The sequence below is a fragment of the Brevibacterium sp. MGP-B1 genome, assembly GCF_057766545.1.
Map to the genome: position 1 here is coordinate 1,233,009 of NZ_CM173407.1, position 18,650 is coordinate 1,251,658.

Sequence of the window (18,650 nt, forward strand, 5' to 3'; positions counted from 1 at the left end):
GTGTCAGCCTCTCTGCTGGATGCGGATCATGTTCCCGGCGGGATCCCGCAGGGCGCAGTCTCGCAGACCATAGGGCTGGTCCATCGGCTCCTGCACGATATCGGCGCCCTTGGCCTCCACCTCGGCGAAGGCCGCATCGACATTCGGTGTCGCGAGCACGATCGCGGCATAGCTGCCTTTGGCGATGAGTCTTTCGATTGTCTCCCGTTCGGTGTCGCTGATCGTCGGGTCGGACACGGGCGGGGTGAGCACGATCGATGTGTCGGGTTGGCCAACCGGTCCCACCGTCAGCCAGCGCATGCGTCCGGCACCGACGTCGAGGCGCAGCTCGAAGCCGAGGATGTCACGGTAGAAGGTCAGGGATTCTTCCGCATCGGTGTGCGGCAGGAAGCTGGCGTTGATCGAGATGTCCATGTCAGCAATCGTAGACTGCTCAGCTCGGTGGGACTTCTCGATTCCTGACCGGTCGCAGTGCATTCTTCACCACGATCGTCGGCAGCCGGTGCTCGCCCGCGGCGACCCCGTCGCGGTAACGGGTAGGTGAGAGTCCGACGAGTTCGCTGAAGCGAGTGCTGAAGGTGCCCAGGGACGAGAAGCCGACGGTGAAGCAGATCTCGGTGATCGTGAGATCGCCGCGGCGGATGAGGGCCATGGCCCGTTCGATCCTGCGCGTCATGAGATACGAATACGGCGACTCGCCGAAAGCCGCTCTGAACTGGCGGCTGAGGTGCCCGGCGGACATGTGCACGCCTGTGGCCAGGGCCTCCACGCTCAAGGGCTGGTCGAACTCGCGGTCGATGCGGTCCCGGACCCGGCGCAGAGCCACCAGCTGTTCGTTCACCCCTCGTCGACTCCCTGCTTCAGGGTGCGGCCGCGGAAGAAGTCGGGATGGCGGACGGATTGGAAGATCATGATGACCACGCCCAGGGCCAGCACCCCAATGCCGAGGACGAAGACGAGTCCGACGCCGAAGACCGAGGATCCCGAACCGTAGTCGGGGTCGAGAGAGTCGATTGCGGTGGTGACGAAGATGATCAGCAGGGTCACGCCCCCGACGAGCGGGAACAGGAACCGGTAGAAGAACGTGCGGGTCGAGGCGAAGAGGCTGCGTCGGAAATACCAGATGCATGCCAGACCCGTGATGCCGTAGTAGAAGCAGACCATAAGTCCCAGCGCAGTGATCGTGTCCCACAGAGCGTTCTCCGAGAGCAGGCGCATGACGACATAGAAGATGATCGCGGCCCCCGCCGAGGTGACGGTGGCGACCGATGGGGATTTGTAGCGGGGAGAGACCCGACCGTACTTCTCCGGAAGCGCCCCGTAGTGGCCCATTGCCAGGATCGTCCGCGAGGGCGAGACCATCGTCGCCTGCAGCGAGGACAGGGAAGACGAGAGCACCGCAACGGACACGAGCACTGCAAAGGGCCCCATGACCGGGCCGGCGAGTGAGGCGAAGATCGATTCCTGGTTGTCGGGGTTGCCCGCACCCAGCCCTTCGGTGCCGACTCCTGCGAAGGAGATGACGGCGATCGTACAGGCGATGTAGATGATGACGATCGCGATGATCGTGAGCATGGCAGCGCGACCTGGAGTCTTCTCCGGATCCTTCGCTTCCTCATTCATCGTGATCACCGTGTCCCAGCCCCAGAACAGGAAGATCGACAGCGATACGGCCGCCGCGACGGTGGAGAAGTCGCCGGCAGACAGCGGATTGAACCAGTCGAGAGACACCGGGGTCGGGTCATAGGAGGTGCCGTTGGACGCCTGCACAATCGCGGCGACGACGAACCAGCCCAGCGCCAGCACCTGGAAGGCGACCAGCCACACCTGCAGCTTCTCGGTGGCTTCGACTCCCCGATACGACACCCAGGCCGCGGCGGCGGTGAGGATGATCGTCACGGGGATGTTGATCCACAGCACTCGAGTGAGTTCGGCTATGGACGGATCGGAGAACACCTGGGACAGGAGGAGGAAGAGGAAGTCGACGGCAACGGCCGCGAGGTTGGACAGCACAAGGACGGTGGCGGCGACGAGTCCCCAGCCGCCCATCCAGCCGAGCCAGGGCCCGAACGCTCTGGTCGCCCACGTGAACGTCGTGCCCGAGTCCGGCATCGCGGTATTCAGTTCCCGGTAGCCGAAGACGACGAGCAGCATCGGGACGAAGCCGATGAGCAGCACGGCCGGGGTGTGCACTCCGACCTCGGAGATCGTCGGACCCAGTCCCGAGGTCAGCGTATAGGCCGGAGCGATGCAGGAGATGCCGATGACGGCTCCCCCGATGGCACCGATCTTGCCGGCGGAGAGTCCCTTCGAGCTCAGTCCGCTCGTGTTCGTCGACGGTGACGGCTGTGTGCTGCTCATCTCAGGACTTCTCGCCGAGGATCCTCTCGGCGGTGGCGGTGCCGATGCGCACCGCTCCGTCGACGTGCTGGTAACCTTCTGCAGCGATATCGGAGCTGGCGAAGTGGATGGGTCCGACCGGGTCGTTCTGGAACGGACCCCACCGGTGCAGGCCGCCCAGGTCGTAGCTCGTCGCATAGGCTCCGCGGGTCCATTCCTCCGCGCCGAAGTCGGAAAGATAGAACACTCGGGGGTCGAGTGCCTTCGGGCCGAGGAACTCGGCGAGGGCTTCGAGGATCTTCGTCCGGCGGGACTCTTCGTCCAGGGCCCACATGGCATCGGCGTTGACATCGGAGATGAAGCCGACGAGAGTACCCTGCTCTTCACCGTGGTTCGTGTTGTCGTAGACCTCTTGGACGAGACGGGAGGCGCCGAAACCGGTTCCGCACAGACCGTCTTCGCGCCAGAATGGGGTGTCGTAGGTGGCGTGGACCTTGATGACGAGCCCCATCGACTGGTGCTGGTGGAAGATCTGCTGAAGCCTCGGCAGAGGTGGGTCATAGCTGATGCGCGAGTAGAGGTTCGGCGGAACGGCGACGATCGCCTGGCCTGCGCTGACTGTCAGCTCGTCGGTGGAAACGCTGACGCCGGTCTCCGACCATTCGATCCGACGGACCGGCTGCTGCAGACGGACGATGTCCTCACCGAGTTCCTCGGCCACCTGCACCGAAACCGACTGCATCCCGCCGACGACACGTCGGTCGAGGATGAAATGATCGTCGACGAGATTCGTGAACGATCCCGCCGAGGCGGCCATGAGAATGGCTTGGAGTGCTGAGAAGGTGGTGGCGGGCTTGGTCAGCATGCCGCCGGCGACGAACAGCCCGATGTTCTCGCAGGCGAGTTCGTCCTCGGACTGCTGGCGCAGCCAGTGGTGAAAGGAGATCGAGTCGAGTTCGGCAGCGTCATCGGCATCCCAGGGTGCATTCGGACCGATCCTCGCGGCGAGTTCGTCGAGGATGCCGATGAGGCGTTCCATCTCGGACTGGGTCGACTCCCCCACCGGGAACATCTCTCCCGAGTAGACGGTGCGTTTTCCGTTGGGAGCGATGTAGACGCTGTCTCCGTCGCGGTACCGCGGGTAGGTCTCTTTGCCGAGTTCGTCGACGAGCGCGAGCAGCGCGGTCTGGTCCGGGGAGATCCACTGGCCGCCGAGTTCGAACATCTGCCCGTCGATGTGTTCGGTCCAGGTGCGGCCGCCCACGCGGTCACGGGCCTCGAGCACGATGACGCTGCGTCCGGCCTTCCGCAGCCGACGGGCGGCGCTCAGGCCCGATGGGCCTGCTCCGATGATGACGACGTCACGGGTTTCTGCGGACACGGCGAACTCCTCCTGAAGCGATTGGGGTGGCTTCAGACTAACGAGGTCCCGGGCCCGTGCCAAGACGGATTCGGCAAGTGCGGAATCCGCACTCGCCCGTGCGGTCAGCGGAACTCGCGGGGATCCGCCGCAGGGTCGTTCTCGAGGGCGGTGATGAAGCTCCACGAATCGGGTCGCGAACCGTCGAGGTCATTGAATCCGTAGTGGACGGCCAATCCGTGAGTGTCCTGCGTCGTCGAGTTGAAGCTGTGCCGGTCGGGATCGGCGGCCAGTGCGACAACGGAACGACCGAGCAGATGAGGCGTCTCGGAGATCGCAAAATCGCGTGGCGGTTCGGTGCGGGTTTCGTCGAGCGAGTCGCGCATCCAGTCATCCTCTGTGGTGCCGAAGTGATCGAGCATCATCTCCGATCGCAGCCAACCGGGGGTGATGGCGACCGCTGTCGCTTCCACCTTGTCGAGTTCGTGGCCGAGTCCGAAGGCCAGTCGGCTCACAGCCGTCTTCGTGAGGTCGAGGAAGATATTCTCCCGGTAGTGGCTCGCGTTGAACTCTGCGGTGCCGTCGGTGATCTCGATATGGAGACCGCCCGGGTTCCGTGTGAGCAGGGGCAGGGCGGCATGTGCGGTGTGCAGGTGAGTGAGCAGCCCCGCCCGGAACAAGCGCATCTCGGTATCGAGTTCGGTCTCCCAGAACGGTGCGCCCCACTCGACGTAGGCTTCTCCCCCGATGTCGTTGACGAGGATGTCGAGACGACCGTGGTCGGCTTCGATCTGGCGAATCACTTGTGAGATCCGGGCCGGATCGAGGTGATCACAGACGTGGGCTTCAGCCTGTCCGCCTTCGTCGGTGATGAGGGCGGCGGTGTCTTCGATCGTCTCTGTGCGTCCGTAGTCGGAGGGACGCCCGTGGGTCGATCGGCCGGTGCAGTGGACGAAGGCGCCGGCGCGTGCGAGGTCACGGGCGATGGCGCGGCCGGCTCCTCGGGTGGCTCCGGCGACGAGGGCGACCTTGCCGCTCAGCGCACGTTGGGAGACCGGAGCGAAGTCGGCGGGGTCGGCGGCGGGAGCTGATTCCGGTGTCGGTGTATTCATGGGACCAGTCTCATCGGCTTCCACTGACATCTCGTGTCAGTGTCCTTCATTATTCTCGGAATTATGAAAGCTGCTCGCCTCGTTTCGGAGATCGTCATCCTCGGTGCGCGTTCTCGGCCGATCACGGCATCCGATCTCGCGCGACGTCTCGAGGTCACCGAGCGGACGATCTACCGTGACCTCGGTGAGCTGTCGCGGATGGGCGTTCCCGTCATCACCGAGGCGGGTCCCGGCGGCGGGATCAGCCTCCTCGGCGACTGGGTCTCGCCTGTGGCGGGTCTGACGCGGGACGAACTCGACTCCCTCCTCATCGGCTCCCCTGCCGCGGCCGATCTCGGCTTCTCGTCCGCGTTGGCCACGGCCCGAGCGAAAGTCCTCACCGAATCGTCATCGGCATTCTCGCAGCTCATCCTCGTCGACGGGCCGGATTGGTTCATGGCCAAGGAGGATCCCGAGCAGCTCGACACCATCGTCACCGCACTGCGCACTCAGCGGGGACTGCAGGTCACATATCGCGGACGGAACGGTCTGCGATCGCGCACACTGCTGCCTCTGGGACTCGTCGTCAAGGCCGGTCGCTGGTATCTCGCGGCGCAGCCGCCGGGAGGCAGTCCCCGAACGTATCGAGTCTCACGGATCGGCTCGGCCGAGCTGCGATTCATCCACTGCACTCCCCCGCCTTCTTTCGACCTCGCGGACTACTGGACGGGGGCGCAGGCTGAATTCGACGCTTCGATTCGTCGAATACTCGTGAGACTGCGGCTGCCCGTGGCCCAGATCGACGACCTAAAGCGCGCGATTCCGGGCCGACTCACCGAGGACGCCATCGACTCGGGGCGGACGGATCGCGACACCATCGAGATCGACCTTCCCATGGAACCCGCCGAGGTGGCCGTCAGCCAGATCGTCACCGTGCCCGGGGTCGAAGTCATCTCACCAAAACAGCTCCGCCGCCACCTGTACGATCATGCACGGGCCGCGGCGGAGCTCAATGGGTGACGTGAGCAGTCAGCAGCTCACCGTCCGCGTTACTGCACTTCGTACTTGCCGTTGATCTGCCCGGCACCGACGCCGCCGACGGCCTCCATGGCGGCCTTGGACAGGTCGAAGCACCGATTGCCGTGGTAAGGGCCGCGGTCGTTGACCCGCACCGTCACGGACTTTCCGTTCGCGCTGTTCGTGATCTTCACCTTGGAGCCGAACGGCAGGGTCTTATGGGCCGCGGTGAGCTTGTTCGTATCGAAGATCTCGCCGTTTGCGGTCTGTTTCCCGTCGAATCCGTCACCGCCGCCGTAGTAGGACATGGGGCAGCTGCCGGATTCGCCGGCCGACTTACCGGAGTTCGACGGTCCGTCGTTCTCATCCGCGGACCCGCCGCCGGTCGAGCCCTCGTCCTCTTTGTCTGCGGTCTTCGATGGCTCGGGGCTGGGTGTCTCGATATGGGTGTCGATCGTGACTTCTGCGGGCTTCTCCTTGGCCTGCTTCTTCGCCTTGGCGAGAAATTCATCCGCGGCCTTCGTCGGTTCGGAGACGGCGACGGCGGGGGCTTCGGCCGGCGCTTCGGCCACGACCTGGCCGCCCGTGGAGGAATCATTGGGCACCATTGCGAGACTCGAAGCGACGACGGCTGCCGTTGCGGCGGTCGGCACGATGAAGGCGGAGAGCACCGGACGGGTGCGGACTGCTGCCAGCACTCCCCCGGCGGTGTTCTGGCGGTCGGTCGGTGCGTGGCGTCCGGTCTTCTTCTTCGCCGTCAGCGCTGAGAAGATCGACCCGGTCTTCTTGGTGCTCGGTGCTGAGTGTCTGCCCACAGTGGTGTTCCTCGTCGTCATCAGAGAGTGTCTCGGCAACTCGGAGATGCAATGGGAAGACCTCTCGCAGCAGTGCGCTCGAGGAGAAACTCCAAGTTATCTGATCGTTATCTTCACAGATTCTAGTTAAGGAACTGTTACAAAAGCAATGTGGCACACCGAAATGGTGTGCCACATCGATGAGAGTCTGCTCACGACAGCATGTCCGTGCACCGCTGGTCCTCGGAACCTCGACGGGTGCGAGAAACGCAAGCCGGTCCTGGCGAGCCGGTGATGGTCAGCGGGACTTGCGCGTCACCAGCTTCCGGACGCCTTCGGCTCCTGTCGTCACGGTCTCCTGCGCCCGATCAAAGGCTCGTTCGACCTTGCCGCTGCGCACAGCATCATCGATCGCGTGGGAAACGCTTCCCAGTGCACGGTTGACGCCGTTCTCGGTGGCTTCGATGAGGCGGGAGGTCGAAGTCGCCTCACGCACATTCTTCACACCGGTGCTCGCGACGCTGTATGCGCGTCCGGCGGCTCGGCGGGCGCGTTCGGTCGGGGTCTTCGCGGTCGCGTCGATGACGTCGTCGGGTTCGATGGGTTCGCGGTGTGAGCTCATGGCTCCATCCTTGAACACAGCCTCGGTGAAATCAACACCCTGGTTAGGATTGGACCATGAATTCCCAGCGGGAGGTCATCGCGGACCCAGAGATCATCGCACACCGAGGCGGCCTCTGGCCGGGGATGAGTGAAAACACCCTCGAGGCCTTCGCCGCCGCGGCGGCATCCGGAGTCGAGTGGATGGAGACCGATGTCCACGCCTCCGCTGACGGCATCCTCTTCGCCGCACACGATGCCGACCTCAATCGCATCGCCGGGCTGTCCCACACCATTCGCGAACTGCCGGCAGCCGAGCTCGACGAAATCGAACTCCCCGCGGGCGGTCGACTCCCCCGCCTCGAGGCGTTGGTGGAAGCACTGCCGGAGGTGCGATGGAACATCGATGTCAAGGCCGCCCACAGCATCGGGCCGATGATCCGCTTCGTTCACAATTTCCATGCCGCCGACCGAATCCGTCTCGCTTCCTTCGATTCCGCAACGCTCCGACGGCTGCGTATAGCTCTGCCCGGTGTGCGGACGTCGACGGGAACGACGGAGACCGCCCTCTTCGCCCTCGGTCGGCTGCCGGGAATTCCCGATCATGGGGTTGCTCCCCTCCCGCCCGGAGCCGACGCCCTCCAGGTTCCGGTCTCGTTCAGACGGGTCCCTGTGGTGACTACCGACTTCGTAGCGCGGGCTCACCGGTCAGGACTGCTCGTCCACGTCTGGACGATCAACGACGAGGCGACGATGCGGTCGCTGCTCGACCTCGGAGTCGACGGGATCGTCACCGATGATGTCGAGCTCGGCCTCGACGTGCTCGCTGGCCGACACGGCTGAGTCGAGATTCCGGTCGAGGAATGGATCACTCCCGGTCGGCGAGGAATATTCGAGCACGGTAGACTGTTGCATTGCGTCCAAGGTGTGCAGTCGAGTCGGAAGGTCTTAGATATGAGCGAACGCAGTCTCCGCGGAACACAGTTGGGCTCGCGCAGCCTCGAAACCGAAGAGGGCGTCGAGCCGGCACCCCGCCAGATGGTCGAATTCGAATGCGAAGACGGAACCCGCTTCAAGGTGCCGTTCTCCATCGAAGCCGAAGTCCCCTCAACCTGGGATTCGGGAATCCACGGCATCGGCGTCCGCGTCGGAGTCAACGAACCCGATGGCGAGCCCGTCAAGCATGTGCGTTCCCACTGGGACATGCTCCTGGAACGCCGATCCTTCGACGAACTCCAGGTGCTCCTCGACGAGCGCCTCGCAATCCGTCGCGGTGAGGTTCCGGCCCAGAGCTGAATCAGCCGCAACAAGAGCACACAAGGGGTGCAGGTCAACCGACCTGCACCCCTTATTGCTACCTGACGGCGGCCCAGCAACCTCGCGCGAGGTTGCTGGGCCGCCGTCAGGTAGCAATAAGGGGTTGGTTAGGTGGTGGGGGTGGAGCGGGTCAGCAGGCGGCGCAGCTGACTGCGGCGGCGACTCAGCCCCCAACCCGCGACCTTCGTGAACGCTTCGGTGATGATCGAGCCGCTCATCTTCGATTCACCGAGCTCGCGTTCGACGAAGACGATGGGCACCTCGGCGACGCGGAAACCGGCCTCGACGGTGCGGTAGGTCATGTCGATCTGGAAGCAGTATCCCTGCGACTGCACATCGGTGAGATCGAGTGCCTCCAGAACCGCGCGGTTGTACGCGCGGAAACCGGCGGTCGCGTCTTTGACCCCCAGCCCCATGACGGCGTTGACGTAGACGTTCGCGCCGCGGGAGAGGAAGTATCTCGACTTCGGCCAATCGACGATCTCTCCGCCAGGCACCCACCGTGAGCCGATGATGAGGTCCCCTCGCCCTTCTGCCGCGGCGTCGAGCAGCTGCCCCAGATCGAGCGAGCGGTGAGAACCGTCGGCATCGAACTCGCAGATGATCTCGTAGTCGCGTTCCAATGCCCATTCGAATCCAGCGATATAGGCCATTCCGAGGCCTGACTTCTCGCTGCGGTGGAGGACGTTGATGCGGGGATCCTTCTCAGCCTGCTCATCGGCCCACTCGCCGGTTCCATCGGGAGAGCTGTCGTCGACGATGAGGACGTCGACTTCGGGCTGCTGCTCGAACAGTCCGGCCAATGTTACGGGGAGGGCGAGACGTTCGTTGAAGGTGGGGATGACGACAAGAATCTTGGAAAGCACGGGTTCCACGATACGCGGTAGTCGCCCCAGACAATGAGTCGACACCCCCGCCTTCGGACCACGCTGCCGCGACAGCGAGTTATCTATTGACGAGAGTGCCGACTCCATCCCACTTCAAGCGGAATGTTCACGTCGAATCTAGTGGCTCACAGAGACTTTGCAAAATCGCTGTGACCTGGGCCGATGGCTGAAACTGCAGGTCACAGGCTCAACCGAAAAACCGAGATTTTCAGTCCATCGGCGTGTCGGCTGGACAGACCGAAGCGTCGGTTTCGGATCAGAGTCCCACCCGGGTAGGCAGCGCCACATCGGGAGACAGTTCGGGCAGCCCCGGTGTTCCCGACCGCGGATCGGTGCTCCAGGCCGCGACGCGCGGATCGGCGACTTGAACGACGAGCCGTTCGACCTTCCAGCGCACGATATCGGCATCGGCACCGGGGGCGAGCACTCCGCCTTCGGGATTTCCGGCCGCCCGGTGGGCGAAACGGGTCGCAGCGTTGAAGGCCGCACGGGCGCCGATTCCTCCGTCGCCGACGACGGCATCCCGCACTCCTGCCCAGGGCGAGGTTTCGGAATGGCTGAAGGACACCTGCGCTCCGGCGGCGAGCAGCTGTGCCAAGGGCTGCTGGCGAGCCGGGTCGAGGGTGATGGCGATTCCGCTGCGGCCGAGGGCTTGGACCTGATCGTCCGGAACGGCGAAGTCCAGGCGCAGACGGTACCCGTGGCGTTGGGCATGTGCGGCATCGGCCCGCAGGGTCTCGAGCACCTCGGTGAGCCGGTCGTCCGAGGCGACGACGATGAAGAGGCTCAGCGCCGGCAGCTCCCCGAGTCCGAGCAGGTCAGCGGCGGTGATCGAGGCGCGACGGGGCCCAACGGAACCGGAGTCCAGCTGCGGGTAGTCGACGATCGATAGTGCCTCCGGAGCGTCGGCGGCGAACCGGGCGACCGCCTCGGCGGTGCCGATCGCGTGCACATGGGTGAACCCCTGTGCGTACAGGTCGGCGGCCGACGGGGCCGAGTCGTCCACGATCAGCCCGGCGTGGACGAAACCCGGGGTGAGGAAGTCCTCACCGAGGTCGATCGCCTCCGGGTCCAGAGCCTTGGCCGCTTCATCGGAACCGATGAACGAGACCTTGCCGTCCGCATATCCCAGCGCCGTCGCAAACGGGTCGACACTGCTGTAAACATCTCCACCAAAGTACATAGTCACAGCCGACAGGCTACACCGTCGGCCGTTGCGGCTACACCTGTGTCAGGAGGGTCGGGTATCGTCACCTGATGTGAAGCCCTTGGTTCTGCTCGACACTCCAGCCCTGTACTACCGCGCCTTCTATTCGGTGCCGGATTCGATCGTCAATGCCGACGGTCACCCGGTCAACGCCGTACGAGGGGTGCTCGACACCGTCGCCCAGATGGTGCGCCGGTTCGACACCGATCGTGTGATCGCGACGATGGACGCGGATTGGCGTCCGGCCTTCCGCACCGCGATCATGCCCGAGTATAAGGCGGCACGCGTCAAGGACGAGGAAGCCGGCACGGAGATCCCACCGGAGCTGGCCGTGCAGCTGCCGATCATGAACCGCGTCCTCACGGCCGCGGGGATTCCCATCGCCGAGGTGGCCGGGACCGAAGCCGATGATGTCATCGCCACGATGGCCGCCCAGTCGAGAACCCCTGTGGTCATCGTCTCCCCCGACCGCGATCTGCTGGCTCTGCTCGACTCGTCCGCCGAAGTCAGCGTACTGCGCCCCCGGAAAGGCGGCGAGTGGGAAGCCGTGGCACAGACCGACCTGCCGACTGCCTACGGAGTGCCTGACGGCGCACGCTACCGCGAGCTCGCCGCTCTGCGCGGCGATCCGTCCGACGGGCTTCCCGGTGCACCCGGCATCGGGGAGAAGACCGCCGCGACCCTGCTGGAGAACTTCGGCTCCCTCGAATCGATCGTCAAGGCCGCCAAGGCCGGGGTGAAGACCGGCGGGCTCAGTCCGAAGCGAGCCGCAACGATCATCGAGGTCGAAGAGACCCTGTACAAGACCCTGGAGGTCATGCGCTGCCTGACCGACGTCGATCACGGCATCGACCTCGACACCATCCCGAACAGCTGCGACCGCACCGCGGTCGAGGGCGCGGCCGAGGGGCAGAACATCCGCCGCTCCGTCGACAATCTCATCGGTGCTCTCGAATCCGTGTCGGGCACCGCCGGTGCGGCATCCGCACACCTCGGCGCACCTGGACGCACGGCGGCAGCGTCCCCACCACCCAAGCCTGCCGAGTCAGCTGCGTCGACAGCCCGGAGCCGGATTGCCGGTCCGTGGGCGCAGTCGCGCCTCGTCGGCTTCGACCTCGAGACCACCGGAGTCGAACCGGCCACCGCCCGCATCGTCACCGCCGCCTTCGTCGAGTCGTCGGATCAGGTGCGCACGTGGCTGGCCGATCCGGGGATCGAGATTCCCGAATCGGCGCGAGCGGTCCACGGCATCACCACCGAATTCGCTCAGGCCAACGGAGCGGCCGCCACCCAGGTCATCAGCGAGCTGTGCGCAGAATTCGCCGCACTGAGAGAGGAAGGCGCCGTCATCGTGGGGCACAACGTCGTCTACGACCTCAGTGTGATGGCCGCCGAGGTGGCCCGCCACCGCCCGGACATCGATTTCCCCTCGATCATCCCGACGATCATCGACACCTTCGTCGTCGACAAGCACATCGATCCCTACCGCAAGGGCAAACGGACGCTCATCGAGACGGCGAAGACCTACCGCGTCGAACTCCTCGACGCCCATGATGCTGCCGCCGACGCTCTGGCCGCTCTGGACATTTCCCGAGCATTGGCCGAAAAGTCAACAGAAATCTTCGCGATGAGCAACGATGAGATCATGGCCGCACAGGCCGATTGGAAGCGCTCACAGGCGGCAGGGCTGCAGGCCTGGCTGCGGAAGAAGGGCAATGCCGAGGCCGTCGTCGACGGTTCGTGGCCCATCTGCTGAACGCTAGACTCGACACCGACGTACAAACGATGAAGGACGACAATGGGATTCTTTTCTCGCCTGCTCAACCGACCCGGCTCTCATGCGGAGAAGACGACAGGTTGGTTCGAGCGCGCCGTCGACGATCTGGACGCGGCCGGGCGCGAATTCTCCGAGCTCAGCGATGCCGAACTCACGGAGGCCGCCGGCGAGGTCTTCGGTTCGGGCACCCAGCAGCAGACGCTCATCCGCTACTGCGCTCTGGCGCGCGAAGCCGGTGAGCGGGTTCTGGACGAACGCGCCTATGACACACAGCTTCGCGGACTCATCGGACTGCTGCAGGGCAGCATCGTACAGATGGCCACCGGTGAGGGCAAGACTCTCGTCGGTGCGCTGGCCGCAGCCGGCTACGCGCTGCAGGGGCGACGCGTGCACGTCGTCAGCGTCAACGACTACCTCGCGGTCCGTGACCGCAACTGGATGAAGCCCCTGTTCGACCTCCTCGGAGTGAAGTCAGCCGCGATCTCCGGCGCGCAGGGCGATGACGAACGCCGTGAAGCCTACCGATCCGAGGTCGTCTACGCCTCGGTGACGGAGGTCGGCTTCGATGTCCTCCGTGACCGGTTCCTCACCGAGGATGCCGATCAGCGGGTTCCCGAACGCGATGTCGTCATCGTCGATGAGGCGGATTCCGTGCTCATCGACGAGGCGCGTGTGCCGCTCGTCCTCGCCGGTTCTTCCAGTGTCCAGGACACCGATGCCGCGATCGCGGCGCTCGTGTCCCGGCTCAGTCCGGACACCGACTATGAGGTCAGCGCCGACAGGCATGCCGTCTCACTCACCGACGCCGGAGTCGACCGGGTCGAGGAGGAACTCGACGTCGAACTCTTCGGAGAGGACTCCGAGACGCTCGCCGCCGTCAACCTGGCACTCCACGCCCGAGCGCTGGTCAAGCGCGATGTCGACTATCTCGTCGTCGATGGACGGATCAAACTCATCTCCTCGTCCCGAGGCCGCGTCGCCGAGCTCCAGCGCTGGCCGGACGGACTCCAAGCCGCGGTCGAAGCCAAGGAGAGCCTCGACGCCACCGACAGCGGTGAGATCCTCGACCAGATGACGGTCGAAGAGCTCATCCACGGATATCGGACCGTCTGCGGAATGACCGGCACCGCCCTGGCCGTCGGGGACGATCTGCGCGAATTCTATGGGCTGGAGATCGTGCCCATCGACACGCACCTGCCCGTGATCCGCGTCGACGAACCAGACCGCCTGTTCACCTATCAGGAGTCGAAGGAACGAGCGATCGTCGAGGAGGTCGCCGACCATCACGCCCGCAGCCGTCCCGTTCTCATCGGAACCTCCTCGGTGGCCGAGAGCGAGTCGCTGGCCGAACGGCTGACCGAACGCGGAATCGACGTCGCCGTCCTCAATGCCAAGGACGATTCCCGGGAAGCAGAGATCATCGCGAAAGCCGGTGCACCCGGTGCTGTGACGGTGTCGACGCAGATGGCCGGCCGCGGCACGGACATCCGACTGGCCGACGACGAGGTCGCTGACGCCGGGGGCCTCCTCGTCATCGGTGCCGGTCGCTATCCGTCGTCCCGACTCGATGACCAGCTGCGCGGTCGCGCGGGTCGTCAGGGCGATCCCGGCACATCCGTGTTCTTCACCAGCCTCGAAGACGAACTGGTCACCAGGGTTCCCGAGATCCAACGCTTCGTCTCCGAAGGTGATGAGACGGGCCTCATCGAATCCAAGCGCGCGCTCGGCCTCGTCGAACACGCTCAGCGCATCGCTGAGGGACAGAACACCGCACTGCATCGTGACACCTGGCGCTTCAATGAGCTCATGGCCAAACAGCGCGAGCTCGTCCTCGAGCGCCGAGCCGAGATCCGCAAGGACGACGAGCCCGTCGAGCAGCTGCGCAAGGAGCTCGGCGACCGTGCAGATGAGATCGCGCAGGACCACTCCGATGAGCTGTTGGACTCGGTGCTGCGAGAGGTCATGCTCTTCCACCTCGACGCGCGTTGGGTCGATCACCTCGCTTTCCTCAACGATCTGCGTGAGGGCATCCACCTGCGCACGTTCGCCAGGGAGAAGCCGCATGAGGCGTTCAACACCGAGTCGATCCGCGTCTTCTCTTCGTTCTGGTCCGATGTCATCGACGATTCGAAGTCGACGGTCGAGGAAGCGACGATCACCGATGAGGGAATCGACCTCGAGTCGCACGGACTCAAACGTCCGTCGTCGACGTGGACCTACCTGACGACGGAGAACGCGTTCGGCTCCGATATCGAGAACATCGTGAAGAAAGTCCGTCGCTGAGACGATGACGCTGCGTCTGCGCTCCCCGGCCGGAGAGCGCAGACGCGGTGATGCTCAGGAGTCGGCGACGACTCCGCGACGTATGGCTTCGATGGTGCGGCGAACGCGCACTGCGGTCTCCGGATCGATGACCTCAGCGACCTGGCCGAGCAGATCGAGGCTCTGTTTGGCCCATCTGACGAAGTCTCCGGCGGCGATATCGCTGCCCCGCAGTGATTCCGAGAGGGTTTTGCCTTCTGTCCACCGGTACATCGGTCTGATCAGCCCACGGTCCGGTTCGTCCGTCGTGGTCAGAGCATGCTGTTCTTCGAGGTGGAAGAGTCGACGCCAGATCGTCTCCGATTCATCGCAGACGGCCTTGAGGTCGGCGCTGGGTGCCCGATGCGCGGTCAGGGTGTCCCTGCGCGACTGGAAGACGAAGATCGATGCGAAGGCCGCAAGTTCCGGCTCATTGAGTCTGTCCCACAATCCGGCGCGGATCGTCAGCGCCACCAGGAGATCCCGTTCGCCGTAGATCCGACGCAGCATCGTCGAGTGCTCGGGATCGAACCCGAGCCCGCGCAGCACATCCTGGACCCGGTCGAACACCAGAGCGATCGAGGTGGTGCGGCCTTCGATCCGGGCGATGAGCGAATCGTTCTCCCGGATGAGCTTGTCCGCACGGTTGGCCCAACGGGCGTGGAGTTCCCGGTCCGGGCAGTCGTGACAGGGATGCGCCCGCATCTGCGCCTGGAGTTCGGCGACAGTGGTGTTCTCCCCCTGATGCTGTCGGGTCGATTCCCAATGGGCCTCCCCATCGACCCTGCCGTCGGCAACGGCGGCTTCGAGGATGGACAGCAGCTGCCTGCGGTCGCCTGCCTGCCGGTGGTTGAACTTCTTCGGTACTCGGACGCGCCCTTGAGAGGCGACGGGTTCGGTCACCTCGTGGGGTCGCAGATGCCACACCTTGCCCTGCTCTGTGAGGACGGTGGGCAGTCGTGAGACACCGTCCTTGTTGCTCATCGGAGAGATGATGACTGCGCGACCGCCGACCCGTTTGGCCGGCATCGTGACGACATCGCCGATCTTGAGAGCGGTGAGGGATTCGACGATGTCGCGCTGCCTGTTCCGCGACTTCGTCCGGGTCTCCTGCTTCTGGGTGTCCGAGGTGGCCCGGCGCAGTCCGGCGTATTCGGGGAAGTCACCGAGATCGCAGTGCATGGACTTCTCGTACGCCTCGATCGTGGCTTCGTTCTTGCGCACCTTCCGCGCCAGACCGACGACGGCCTTATCGGCCTGGAACTGGGCGAAGGAGGTTTCGAGCACCTTGGCGGCCTCGTCCGAACTCATTCGCGACAGCAGATTCGCCGTCATGTTGTAGGTCGGCCCGAACGCCGAATTCAGTGCGTAGGAGCGGTTCGAGGCCAAGGCCGCCAGCTCACTGACCTCGATGGTCGGGTGCCACACCACGACCGAATGGCCGATGCGGTCGATTCCGCGGCGACCGGCTCGTCCGGTCAGCTGGGTGTACTCCCCCGGGGTGATCATCACATGTGCTTCGCCGTTGAACTTCACGAGCTTCTCGAGCACGACGGTGCGCGCAGGCATGTTGATGCCCAGTGCCAGCGTCTCCGTGGCGAAGACGACCTTGATGATTCCCTGCGAGAACAGCTCCTCGACGAGCTGTTTGAACTGCGGGATCATCCCCGCATGGTGCGCGGCGACTCCGAGCAGCAGACCTTCACGGAAGGTGTGATAGCCGAGAATGCCGAGGTCTTCGTCGGCGAGATCGTCGCGCAGCGACTCGAGAGCGGCATTGACGATCGTCTTCTCTTCCCGAGAATTCAGATCCGTGCCCGTGCTCAGATACTGTTCGACGGCTTCATCGCAACCATTGCGGGAGAAGATGAACATGATCGCCGGGAGCATGGCCGCCTCGGCGAGAGACGCCACCACCTGAGTGCGGCTGGGACGGCGGAACCGGGCACGTGTGGCACGTGCGCGCTTCGACCGCGGTCCCCCGTGTGTGCGAGTGGCGTGGTTGAGTGCCGGATCGATGCGGTCGGAATCGCTGTGCGTGAACAGGTCGTACATCCGGTGGCCGACCAGGACGTGGTTGACCAGCGGCACCGGCCGGTGGCTCGTGGATACGATCGTCGTCGGTCCCCTGACTTCACGCAGCCAGGCCCCGAACTCCTCCACATTCGACACCGTCGCCGACAGAGACACCATCTGCACACGGTCCGGCAGGTGGATGATGACCTCTTCCCACACCGGTCCGCGGAACCGGTCGGCGAGGTAGTGGACTTCGTCGAGGACGACGAATCCGAGGTCCGAGAGACCAGACACGTCGTTGTAGAGCATATTGCGCAGCACTTCGGTGGTCATCACGATGATGGGCGCATCACGGCGGATCGACGTGTCGCCGGTGAGCAGCCCGACGTTCTCCGCCCCGTGGACCTCTGCGAGGTCATTGAATTTCTGATTGCTCAGCGCCTTGATCGGGGTCGTGTAGAAGACCCGTTTGCCCTCGCCGCGGGCCAGCTCCACAGCGAACTCCGCGATGAGCGTCTTGCCGGCACCGGTCGGCGCTGTGACCAGCACGTCCTCGCCGTCCTGCAGATGGCTGCAGGCTTCGATCTGGAAGTCGTCGAGGGCGAACTCGGTGCGCTCCATGAACTGTCCCAAGGGAGTGCGAGCGAATTCCGCACGCGCCTTGAAATCGGCATAGGCGGCCGAGGGACTCAGCGGTTCCTCGGCAGAAGTGTCGGTCGAAAGCGGCGTAGGGTCAGTCATTCTTCTCTTCGTCGGTCAATTCGTCCTCGTCGACCCACAGTCCCTGCGCGATGAGGCGCTTCTTACGTCGGCGATCATTGAAGACACAGATCACCCACGCCAGACAGAACAAGGTCATCATGGGGATGACGAGGAAGAACATGGACATGGCGTCCGGAGTCGGGGTGGCGATCGCGGCGAACAGGAAGACGAGCATGACGATGATGCGCCACGACTTCTTGATCCTCTCCGCCGACAGGATTCCGAGCATGTTGAGTCCCACCATGAGCACCGGCAGGACGAAAGCGAGTCCGAAGACGACGATGATGATCATGACGAAGCTCAGGTAGTCCTGTGCCGGGATGATGTTCGTGCCGCCCTCGGGGGTGAACGAGGTCAGTGCCTTGACCGCATTGGGCAATGCGAAGAACGCCATGGTCGACCCGGCCAGGAACAGCGGGATCGCCGCCCCGAGGAATCCGAGGGAGTACAGCTTCTCCTTGCGCTTCAGTCCCGGGACGATGAATGCCCAGACCTCATAGAGCCAGATGGGGCAGGAGAGGAAGAGACCAATGAAGAACGAGAGTTTGATCTTCAGGTCGAAGGGCGAGGCGACTCCGGCGAAGTTGATCTCGGCCATCCGTCCGCCGTTGTCACGGATCGTCCGGATCGGCTCTTGGAGGATGTCGAGGACGGGGTCGTAGAGGAACCAGCCTGCCACCGCACCCAGGGCGATGGCGATGGCGGAGATGATGACGCGATTGCGCAACTCGACGAGGTGCCCGACGACAGGCATCTTCTTCTCAGGATTGCTCTTCCGTGATCGAGATGGCTTCCGCTGACTGTTCTCTTTCACTTCTCGTGAGACTGCGGGTCCTGCTTCTCTCGCCGCGACTCCTCGGTTCCGGCGGTCTCACCGGTGGCCGTGGTGGAATCGGTCGAGGAGTTCTGGTTGAGCGCTCCCGGCTCGGTGGTCTTGCCGGATTCGTCCTCGTCACCGCGCAGATCCTTGACTTCGGACTTGAAGATCTTCATCGACTGTCCCAGGCTTCGGGCCAGCTGCGGTAGTTTGGGTGCGCCGAAGATGATCACGATGATGAGGATCACGATCGCGATCTGCACGAAACTTGGTCTCATGGGGAGCTCCTTGGATTGTTGATGCTGTAGATGATTCTACGCGCTGCGGCTGAGCCTTTCATCCACATCCGGGCGCGGTCTTCGTC

General features: G+C 64.2%; 17 protein-coding genes. 5 read left to right on the plus strand and 12 right to left on the minus strand.

Annotated features, from left to right (window positions below):
* Positions 1-3: 3 nt before the first annotated feature.
* From AC3CD9_RS05735 to AC3CD9_RS05755, 5 genes are all read right to left on the minus strand, one after another.
* Complete coding sequence (locus tag AC3CD9_RS05735) at positions 4-423, minus strand: VOC family protein (RefSeq protein WP_488367507.1); 420 nt, start codon at positions 421-423, stop codon at positions 4-6.
* A gap of 10 nt (positions 424-433) precedes the next feature.
* Positions 434-841, minus strand: a complete 408-nt coding sequence (locus tag AC3CD9_RS05740; protein ID WP_139467216.1) for a helix-turn-helix transcriptional regulator — start codon at positions 839-841, stop codon at positions 434-436.
* Positions 838-2,361, minus strand: a complete 1,524-nt coding sequence (locus AC3CD9_RS05745) for an APC family permease (RefSeq protein ID WP_488366733.1) — start codon at positions 2,359-2,361, stop codon at positions 838-840. Before AC3CD9_RS05745 ends, AC3CD9_RS05740 begins: the two co-directional genes overlap by 4 nt.
* 1 nt (position 2,362) lies before the next feature.
* The gene (locus AC3CD9_RS05750) at positions 2,363-3,721 is read right to left on the minus strand and encodes a flavin monoamine oxidase family protein (protein ID WP_488366734.1); all 1,359 of its coding nucleotides are present in this window, start codon (positions 3,719-3,721) and stop codon (positions 2,363-2,365) included.
* A gap of 104 nt (positions 3,722-3,825) precedes the next feature.
* A complete protein-coding gene (locus tag AC3CD9_RS05755; protein ID WP_488366735.1) occupies positions 3,826-4,812 on the minus strand; it encodes an SDR family oxidoreductase in 987 nt (328 codons plus the stop codon).
* Positions 4,813-4,875: 63 nt separating this feature from the next.
* On the opposite strand from AC3CD9_RS05755, the gene AC3CD9_RS05760 reads away from it, so the two are divergent.
* A complete protein-coding gene (locus AC3CD9_RS05760; RefSeq protein ID WP_488366736.1) occupies positions 4,876-5,811 on the plus strand; it encodes a helix-turn-helix transcriptional regulator in 936 nt (311 codons plus the stop codon).
* A gap of 29 nt (positions 5,812-5,840) precedes the next feature.
* On the opposite strand, the gene AC3CD9_RS05765 is transcribed toward AC3CD9_RS05760, so the two are convergent.
* Both AC3CD9_RS05765 and AC3CD9_RS05770 read right to left on the minus strand, forming a co-directional pair.
* A complete protein-coding gene (locus AC3CD9_RS05765) occupies positions 5,841-6,644 on the minus strand; it encodes a septal ring lytic transglycosylase RlpA family protein (protein ID WP_488366737.1) in 804 nt (267 codons plus the stop codon).
* Positions 6,645-6,900: 256 nt separating this feature from the next.
* On the minus strand, positions 6,901-7,224 hold the full coding sequence (locus AC3CD9_RS05770; RefSeq protein ID WP_488366738.1) for a hypothetical protein: 324 nt from the start codon (positions 7,222-7,224) through the stop codon (positions 6,901-6,903).
* A gap of 56 nt (positions 7,225-7,280) precedes the next feature.
* Between AC3CD9_RS05770 and AC3CD9_RS05775 the strand changes: the two genes are divergently transcribed.
* Positions 7,281-8,045, plus strand: coding sequence for a glycerophosphodiester phosphodiesterase family protein (locus AC3CD9_RS05775; RefSeq protein ID WP_488366739.1), 765 nt, complete (start codon positions 7,281-7,283; stop codon positions 8,043-8,045).
* Between the two features lie 111 nt (positions 8,046-8,156).
* The gene (locus AC3CD9_RS05780) at positions 8,157-8,498 is read left to right on the plus strand and encodes an RNA polymerase-binding protein RbpA (RefSeq protein WP_098731087.1); all 342 of its coding nucleotides are present in this window, start codon (positions 8,157-8,159) and stop codon (positions 8,496-8,498) included.
* A 128-nt stretch (positions 8,499-8,626) separates the two neighbouring features.
* On the opposite strand, the gene AC3CD9_RS05785 is transcribed toward AC3CD9_RS05780, so the two are convergent.
* Positions 8,627-9,385, minus strand: a complete 759-nt coding sequence (locus tag AC3CD9_RS05785) for a polyprenol monophosphomannose synthase (RefSeq protein ID WP_488366740.1) — start codon at positions 9,383-9,385, stop codon at positions 8,627-8,629.
* 277 nt (positions 9,386-9,662) lie between these two features.
* On the minus strand, positions 9,663-10,589 hold the full coding sequence (locus AC3CD9_RS05790; protein ID WP_488367509.1) for a metal-dependent hydrolase: 927 nt from the start codon (positions 10,587-10,589) through the stop codon (positions 9,663-9,665).
* A gap of 76 nt (positions 10,590-10,665) precedes the next feature.
* Between AC3CD9_RS05790 and AC3CD9_RS05795 the strand changes: the two genes are divergently transcribed.
* Both AC3CD9_RS05795 and secA2 read left to right on the plus strand, forming a co-directional pair.
* The gene (locus AC3CD9_RS05795; protein ID WP_488366741.1) at positions 10,666-12,369 is read left to right on the plus strand and encodes a 5'-3' exonuclease H3TH domain-containing protein; all 1,704 of its coding nucleotides are present in this window, start codon (positions 10,666-10,668) and stop codon (positions 12,367-12,369) included.
* Positions 12,370-12,411: 42 nt separating this feature from the next.
* Positions 12,412-14,673 carry an accessory Sec system translocase SecA2 gene (gene secA2 / locus AC3CD9_RS05800; RefSeq protein ID WP_488366743.1) on the plus strand — a complete coding sequence of 754 codons (2,262 nt, stop codon included), beginning with the start codon at positions 12,412-12,414 and terminating at the stop codon, positions 14,671-14,673.
* Between the two features lie 54 nt (positions 14,674-14,727).
* Here secA2 and AC3CD9_RS05805 read toward each other — a convergent pair whose 3' ends face one another.
* From AC3CD9_RS05805 to tatA, 3 genes are read right to left on the minus strand one after another with little or no spacing between them, the layout of a single operon-like run.
* Positions 14,728-17,448 carry a DEAD/DEAH box helicase gene (locus AC3CD9_RS05805; RefSeq protein WP_488366744.1) on the minus strand — a complete coding sequence of 907 codons (2,721 nt, stop codon included), beginning with the start codon at positions 17,446-17,448 and terminating at the stop codon, positions 14,728-14,730.
* Positions 17,441-18,223 (minus strand): twin-arginine translocase subunit TatC, encoded by a 783-nt coding sequence (gene tatC, locus AC3CD9_RS05810; protein ID WP_139467433.1) that lies wholly within the window; start codon positions 18,221-18,223, stop codon positions 17,441-17,443. Before tatC ends, AC3CD9_RS05805 begins: the two co-directional genes overlap by 8 nt.
* 56 nt (positions 18,224-18,279) lie before the next feature.
* Positions 18,280-18,564, minus strand: coding sequence for a Sec-independent protein translocase subunit TatA (tatA, locus tag AC3CD9_RS05815; protein WP_488366745.1), 285 nt, complete (start codon positions 18,562-18,564; stop codon positions 18,280-18,282).
* Positions 18,565-18,650: the final 86 nt, after the last annotated feature.